The sequence below is a fragment of the Methanotorris formicicus Mc-S-70 genome (genome assembly GCF_000243455.1).
Lineage (GTDB): Archaea > AGJL01 > Methanococci > Methanococcales > Methanococcaceae > Methanotorris > Methanotorris formicicus.
Genome location: NZ_AGJL01000066.1, coordinates 1 through 6,650 on the forward strand (window position 1 = coordinate 1; position 6,650 = coordinate 6,650).

Below are 6,650 nucleotides of genomic sequence, written 5' to 3' on the forward strand. Positions count from 1 at the left end.
AAACGGTATCGCCAGTTTCATAGCTCCACAACAATTCACCACTCCTGTTGAAAAAATATACTTTCCCATTAGTATTACCAGCCACTATATAATTCCCATCGGAGCTTATCGCTACCGATGAAACGGTATCGCCAGTTTCATAGCTCCACAACAATTCACCACTCCTGTTGAAAAAATATACTTTCCCATCATCTTCATAGCTACCAGCCACTATATAATTTCCATCGGAGCTTATCGCTACCCATATACCATTGTCAATTTTATCAATTTTATAGCTCCACAACAATTCACCACTCCTGTTGAAAAAATATATGCCCCCTCTTTTACCCTCAGCACGAGCCACGACATACCTTCCATCGGAACTCATCGATACATCTCCAAGTCCTTCGGTATCATATCTCCACAACAACAACTTTTCTTTGTCCCTATCGAAAAAATATACATATTTTTCCTTTGCGACGACATACCTTCCATCGGAACTCATCGCTATCGAGTCTGTTGGTGAGTATGTATCCCACAATTTTAACATTTTCATCACCTCTTTAAAACTCTTTTAACAGCTAAGAGTCGCTTGGATTGAGATTTCAGTAACTTCTACATATTTAGGAAAGAGGTTTTCTGTTTTACAGTATATACCCAAGGTCAGGTATTCTTTCACATTTTGCATACACTATCTATAATTTGTTTGTTAATATATTTGTTAATGATTTTGATGAATCATTCTGACTCTTCTTCTGCTAATTTTGGATATCCATAGGATTTTTGTAATTTCTGCTTCTAATAAACTAATAGAGTTTATAAAAAATTAAAATTAATTATTATTGATTTTCCTTCTCTAATCTATTAAATAACTTCTCATCATCCTCTTCATCTTCCTCATCAGCCTCCATACCCCCACTTCAACCTGTCCCCAAGCATCAAGTAATTTTTTCTCTGTGCTATCCACTTCCTCATCAAATTCATCTATCCTCATTTCAAAGACTTTATTAAGCCCCTCCACAGTATTATCAAACTGCTGACCATCAAGAATTATATCACTCAACTTTACCTCCAAGAGCTCAGGTTGTATGTTAGTAATTTTATTCCACATTCCAATATTTTTCAATTCTTTCTCATACTTCCTAACAATTAAAAGATTATTCACAAAATTAAACTGTTTTTGAAGAGTTTGGAAGTTTTTATATTTCAACTTCATTTCCATTTCCACTTTTTATCTCCTGTGCAAGTTTTCTTTTAGTATCTTTGTCAGCGCCAATAGCCTCTTTAAACAATTGTTTTTTCTTTTTTTCCAATGATTCCATCTCTTTTTCCAATTCATCTATTTTATTTTTTAATTTAGTAGATTCCTCTTCTAAATCAGTTATTGTTATTTTATCAAGTTCTATTGGACCCATAATATCCCCTCCAATTAAAAAAATAAAATTTAAGTAAGATTTAGCTTTCTTTCTCCATCTTCTTTAACCAATCCTCATCTTCCTCTTCCTCATCCAACTTCAAATTATCAACTACTGAATCTACATCAACAGCCCCACTTTCAACCTGCCCCCATGCCTCAAACAACTTTTTCTCTGCTTCATCCTCTTCTCCCTCAAACTCATCCAACCTCATCTCAAATACCTTATTTAAACTACTAACCATCTCATCAAACTCCTTCCCATCTAAGATTATATCACTCAACTTCAACTCCAACAATTCTGGCTCTATATTAGATATTTTATTCCAAATTCCAATATTCTTCAACTCCTTCTCATACTTTTTAATTATCAGAAGGTTATTAACAAATGTGTATTGCTTTTGCAATGTGGTAAAGTTCTTAAACTTCAACTTCATCTCCATCTCCAATGCCCTAATCTCCTGTGCTAAAATCTTTTTCTTTAACTTATCCGCCCCAATCCCCTCTTGGAAAAGTTGTTTTTTCTTCTTTTCAATTTGATTAATCTCCTTCTTTAACCTATCCAATTTGCTTTTCAACCTTATCTTCTCTCCTTCCAAATCCCTAATCGACAACTTTTCAATTGGATTTTTTACAAATAATTTTTTTGCCTTTTCAAAAACACTCATAATTCCACCTCTATTTTTTAATCAAAACTAATCCAACATCTTTTATAAACTTAACCTCATAATTTCCAGTTTTTTCCAACTTATAAAACACTTCCCTAACCACATCCTTTGAAAACTCATTTACAATGTCTTCAAAAGTTACATAGCTCCTAACATCGACTTCTTCCTTAACTCTCTTCTTACATCTCATTATCTCCTCATCCTCAAACTCTAAACTCATTAACTTAGCAAACGCCCTACAAAACTCATCAACCTCATTATAGTAGAGTTTTTTCTCTTTAACATCAAATAAAGATAAAGATATTTTATCTGATAAATACCTCTCTCTCAAATCATCTGAACTAACTATTTCTTTAGTTTTATTGTCAAATCCAGTTGGTGAGGCAATTAATAAGATAACTCTATCATATTCTTTTCCATTAATCTTTGCCTTCTCTATAATCTCCTTAACCTCTCCTAATGACATTGGATAAGTGTCAAATCCATCTCTGTTATACTCTTCAACGTGAGTAAAGTATATCCCTCTAAACATTATTTTCATTTTCTTTGTGAGTGGGTTAAGTTTTCTTTCTTCCATTAAAGCAGTGATTTCAGTATTCTTATTTTTTGTTTCAACAATCTCATCTTTATAAACCTTAAATCTCCTTCCATTAACTTTTATGGTTTTATTTTCAGACAGTTTTTTCCTCAACCTATCAACAAACCAGATTTCATAAAAACTTGCTTCCTCCAACCTGACAATCCTATCCTTTGATAATTTTCTCTCTTCTTCTAATGCCAATCTAATCTTATTCCACAACCTATCAAACTTTTCTTCAACTTCCTTCTTCTCTTGCTCAATTCTTTTGATCTCTTCATCTTTAAGTTTTAAAAGTTCATTCAACTCATCAATAATACTTTTATACTCCTCTTCAACTTCTTTTAATTTTAATTCTAACTTATTCCTCATCTCCTTCTCTTTTAAATCTTCAATTTCTTTAATTAATCTTTCTTTCTCTCTTTCAAATTCTTTTTTTAACTGCTCTCTTTCAAATTCAATTTTTTTCTTTTCAATATTCCTCCAATTTTCAAAATCTTCTTCTAACCTCCCCCTCTCTCTTTCAATAAACTCCCCCAAATTATGAATTCTACTTTCTAATTCTCTAATTTTGGTATTAACTCCTTCAATAAACCTCCTAAACCAATCATACTTCATTCCTTCAGATATTGCTTTATCCATTTTTTCCTTATAATTTAACCATTTTTCTTTTGCGAAATCCCTAATATACAGCCTAATAGTGTGGTCTTTTATACATTCATCAACCTTATCTCCAATGCCATTATAATACTCTTTTAATAAACTTAGGGTTTCATCAAAGCCCTTGTATTGGGCGTTCATAATTTCTCTAACAATATCATCAACACTCCAAATCTCAAAGACGTTATATTTTAATATATAACCAATCAACTCTAATTCTTTCTCCTTGTATTTATTTAAGGCAGGAAAATGTTCATTATTGTAATAAAAACTATATGCTAAGACCCCCAACGCCCATTCAAAAGTTCTCCTTGTTGCCCTATCAATATCATCTAAAAACTCACCACAATGCCCCTCCTTATACAAATTATAATTTTTTCTAATCTTATTCCATAAGGCAACTCTTTCCTCAAAATCTTCATTAACAATATCAAATCCTTCCCTAACAACACTCTTTGCTGGACTTTTTAGTTTTTCCAAACAATTAAAGTTCCCATTATCACCAAAAAGCATTTTCATCCCCCTTTAACAATAAAACTCATTTCTTCATCAATCTTTTCTGAGAGAAAATCAACAACTTCTCCATAACCTTCAATTTCAAATATTATATTAGAATTTAGTGTAATTTTTATTATTCCCCTCCCTTTTTTTGTATAAATTTCATATTTTGCCGTCTTTCCAATTGAAGAGACATAAGAACCTCCCATCTTTGCCATTAGATAGTCAATAAACTTTTCCAGAAACTCCCTGTCGTTAATTTTATATTTTAAAATCTTTCTTTCTTTTGGGATTTTTTTCTTTACCTCCTCTATTTTGTAGAGTTTTAGTTTTTCCTCTTCATTCCCTTCCAACTTTGATGATATTTCTTTAACAAACTCATCTATATCATCAACATCAACTATTATGGCAGTTTTTTTTATTTTTTCTATTCTTCCTCTTTTACTCCACTTTTCAATGAGGTAATCAACCCTTTTCCTCTCAATGTCCTTATCATAATTCACCACTACTAGATGCATAATCTCACGAGTATTAAATTGGATTTTTGTCTTTATATAATTTTCGATTTTATGGTTATTAATTTAATTTTCCAAAGTGGAAAAAATATTTTATTTGAATATTTAATTAGTTGGATTTTAGATGAGATAAAAAATAAATTTGAAAATTTTAAAAACCTACGGCTACTTACACAATAAAAAGAATTTAAATGTCATCTACTTCTATTGCTTTAAAAGGACACACTTTAACACAACTTTTGCATCCTATGCATTCATTTTCATCAAATACAACGTTAAATTCCTCATCCATCTTAATAGCCTCAACTGGACACATAGTTATGCATGCTCCACAATCAACGCATTTTTCTTCATCTCTTTTTATAACCCTTGATATTTCCTCAATTTCTCCATATTTACTTAAATATTTAATTGCCTCATCAACTTTCTCCTCATCTCCATTTAATTCTAAGATTAGGAAAGCCTCCTGTGGCTCTATTTTTGCCTTTAAAATATTGATGTTAACTTTTGTATCCAATATTGCATTTGAGATTATTGGTTTGTGCACATTCTCTGATGGAACCCATAGATATATCCTCTTCCTCATAACATCACCATTTAATGGTATAACCAACCAATTTTGATAAATCTTCAGAAGTTACCATCCCTACAACTTTATTATTTTTGTCCACAACTGGAACTCCTGAGATGTTGTATTTGTCCATCTTTCTTGCTACAACGTCAACGGGCTCGTTTACAGTTGTAGTGACTACATTTCTCGTCATAATCTCTTCGATGGATGTTTTGTTTTGAGCAATGGCCTTCGCTATGTCCCAGGAGGTTATTATGCCAACCAACCTTCCAAACTCATCCACAATAGGCAAGTGGTTTATATTATTCTTAATCAATATCTTAGACGCTTCTTCGATGGTTATGCTGATTGGAGCGACGATTGGCGGTTTACTCAATATTTCCCCAACGAGTTTCACATCTGACTTCATTGGTTTTGCAGAACCTTTTCCAAGAACATCAACCCTCTCAGTTAAGAGGAATTCTCCCTTCAAAATCCAATCCTTCAACTCCTTAGCAATCTCTCTGGACACTTTGTAACTTGAGACAGATGATGTTTTTATTGTTTTTTCAACTTTCTTACCTTCAATTTCAACTTCGATGGTAACTTCTCCTTTCCTCAAATCCTCATAGTTTGTTCTTGCTACAACAGGTCTATCTCTCCTTGGAACTCCGTAGTCTATGATAGGCACTTCGATATTTCTATCTCTTATAGCACAACACTTCGCAATCTCCGCATTTAGTACTGGAATCGGGACTCCAATGCCAACGAACAAACTACTTCCATATTTTGGTATTGTTGCAGCCCTTAAATACTTTTTATTCATCTGTTTTAAGTCTCCTTTAACCATTAACGTTCCAAATGCGTTATCTGGGTTGTGTTGTGTTCCTTCTCCAATTATATAGCCAACTCCTCCACCTAAGAAGATCCTTGTTCCAATACCTATGGTGTTGTAGGTTTTGGTTTCTCTGTTGTAGTCGTTTTGTAGTGGGTTTAACTGTCCTGCTCCAGAGTAGTTTATGTTTCCAAACTCTGGAAGGAGCGTCCCCATGTAGGTGTATATCTTCTCATCCCTACTGTTTGTTGCAGCGTTGTATGTTTGATAGGAATTCCTCGGGTTTAGTAAAATCGCCTGATTTATGTCTTCTAAGGTTATCGTTGTCCTAACCTTTTTTCTTGGGTAGCAGTCTGTTGTATAACCCTCTGCAACGAGTTCAACCTCTTTTCCAGCGACTAAATCCTCTATAACATGTGCTCCTCCATAATCTATATCTATATCCGGATCTGAGTTTGGCTGTGTTGCCCCCATGTAGGTATCCACAGCAGCAAGTCCTCCGTAGCATTCAACACCATTCAAGTAGATCTTTAGCATTTTTATTGGCGGGTCTGAGTGTCCAAAGTTTAAGATCGCACCACTTGAACACATCGCTCCAAATGTTCCTGTTGTAACTACATCAACTTCCGCAGATGCCTTTTCAGGTCCAATGTCCTCAACGATCTTAATCATTTCTTCAGCAGTAACAACTACAGCATCGCCATTCTTTATCTTCTCATTAATCTCTCTAATTGTTTTCATATGCATCATCCTAAGGTATTTGTTATTAATTTGTCCAAATAACATTAAAATAGCATTAAAAACATGAAAATCCTGATAAATAACTGTCGATTAAAATGTAAAATTTTATTGGGTAATCTAAAACTTTTGTAATTTCCACCTATATTAAATTTGCTATTTGTTTAAAAAAGAAATTGGTTTTTTAAATAGGACTTTCGCAAGCATATTCGAATA

8 protein-coding genes are annotated in these 6,650 nt (G+C 33.1%); all 8 read right to left on the minus strand.

From position 1 onward, the window contains the following. Positions 1 to 484, minus strand: a 484-nt coding sequence (locus METFODRAFT_RS08760; protein ID WP_159089915.1) for a WD40 repeat domain-containing protein, incomplete at its 3' end; no start/stop codon positions are given. Positions 485 to 835: 351 nt separating this feature from the next. After that, a complete protein-coding gene (locus METFODRAFT_RS11595; RefSeq protein ID WP_245528985.1) occupies positions 836 to 1,207 on the minus strand; it encodes a hypothetical protein in 372 nt (123 codons plus the stop codon). Next, positions 1,179 to 1,394 carry a hypothetical protein gene (locus tag METFODRAFT_RS11600; RefSeq protein WP_007045244.1) on the minus strand — a complete coding sequence of 72 codons (216 nt, stop codon included), beginning with the start codon at positions 1,392 to 1,394 and terminating at the stop codon, positions 1,179 to 1,181. The genes METFODRAFT_RS11595 and METFODRAFT_RS11600 overlap by 29 nt, the downstream gene beginning before the upstream one ends. A gap of 40 nt (positions 1,395 to 1,434) precedes the next feature. Continuing rightward, positions 1,435 to 2,061 (minus strand): hypothetical protein, encoded by a 627-nt coding sequence (locus METFODRAFT_RS08770; protein ID WP_007045245.1) that lies wholly within the window; start codon positions 2,059 to 2,061, stop codon positions 1,435 to 1,437. A 10-nt stretch (positions 2,062 to 2,071) separates the two neighbouring features. Next, entirely contained in the window at positions 2,072 to 3,811 is a 1,740-nt protein-coding gene (locus tag METFODRAFT_RS08775; RefSeq protein ID WP_007045246.1) for a hypothetical protein, read from the minus strand. Between the two features lie 2 nt (positions 3,812 to 3,813). After that, a complete protein-coding gene (locus tag METFODRAFT_RS08780; protein WP_007045247.1) occupies positions 3,814 to 4,314 on the minus strand; it encodes a hypothetical protein in 501 nt (166 codons plus the stop codon). A gap of 184 nt (positions 4,315 to 4,498) precedes the next feature. Beyond that, positions 4,499 to 4,897 (minus strand): 4Fe-4S binding protein, encoded by a 399-nt coding sequence (locus METFODRAFT_RS08785; protein ID WP_007045248.1) that lies wholly within the window; start codon positions 4,895 to 4,897, stop codon positions 4,499 to 4,501. Between the two features lie 4 nt (positions 4,898 to 4,901). After that, on the minus strand, positions 4,902 to 6,437 hold the full coding sequence (locus METFODRAFT_RS08790; protein WP_007045249.1) for a homocysteine biosynthesis protein: 1,536 nt from the start codon (positions 6,435 to 6,437) through the stop codon (positions 4,902 to 4,904). Between the last annotated feature and the right edge of the window lie 213 nt (positions 6,438 to 6,650).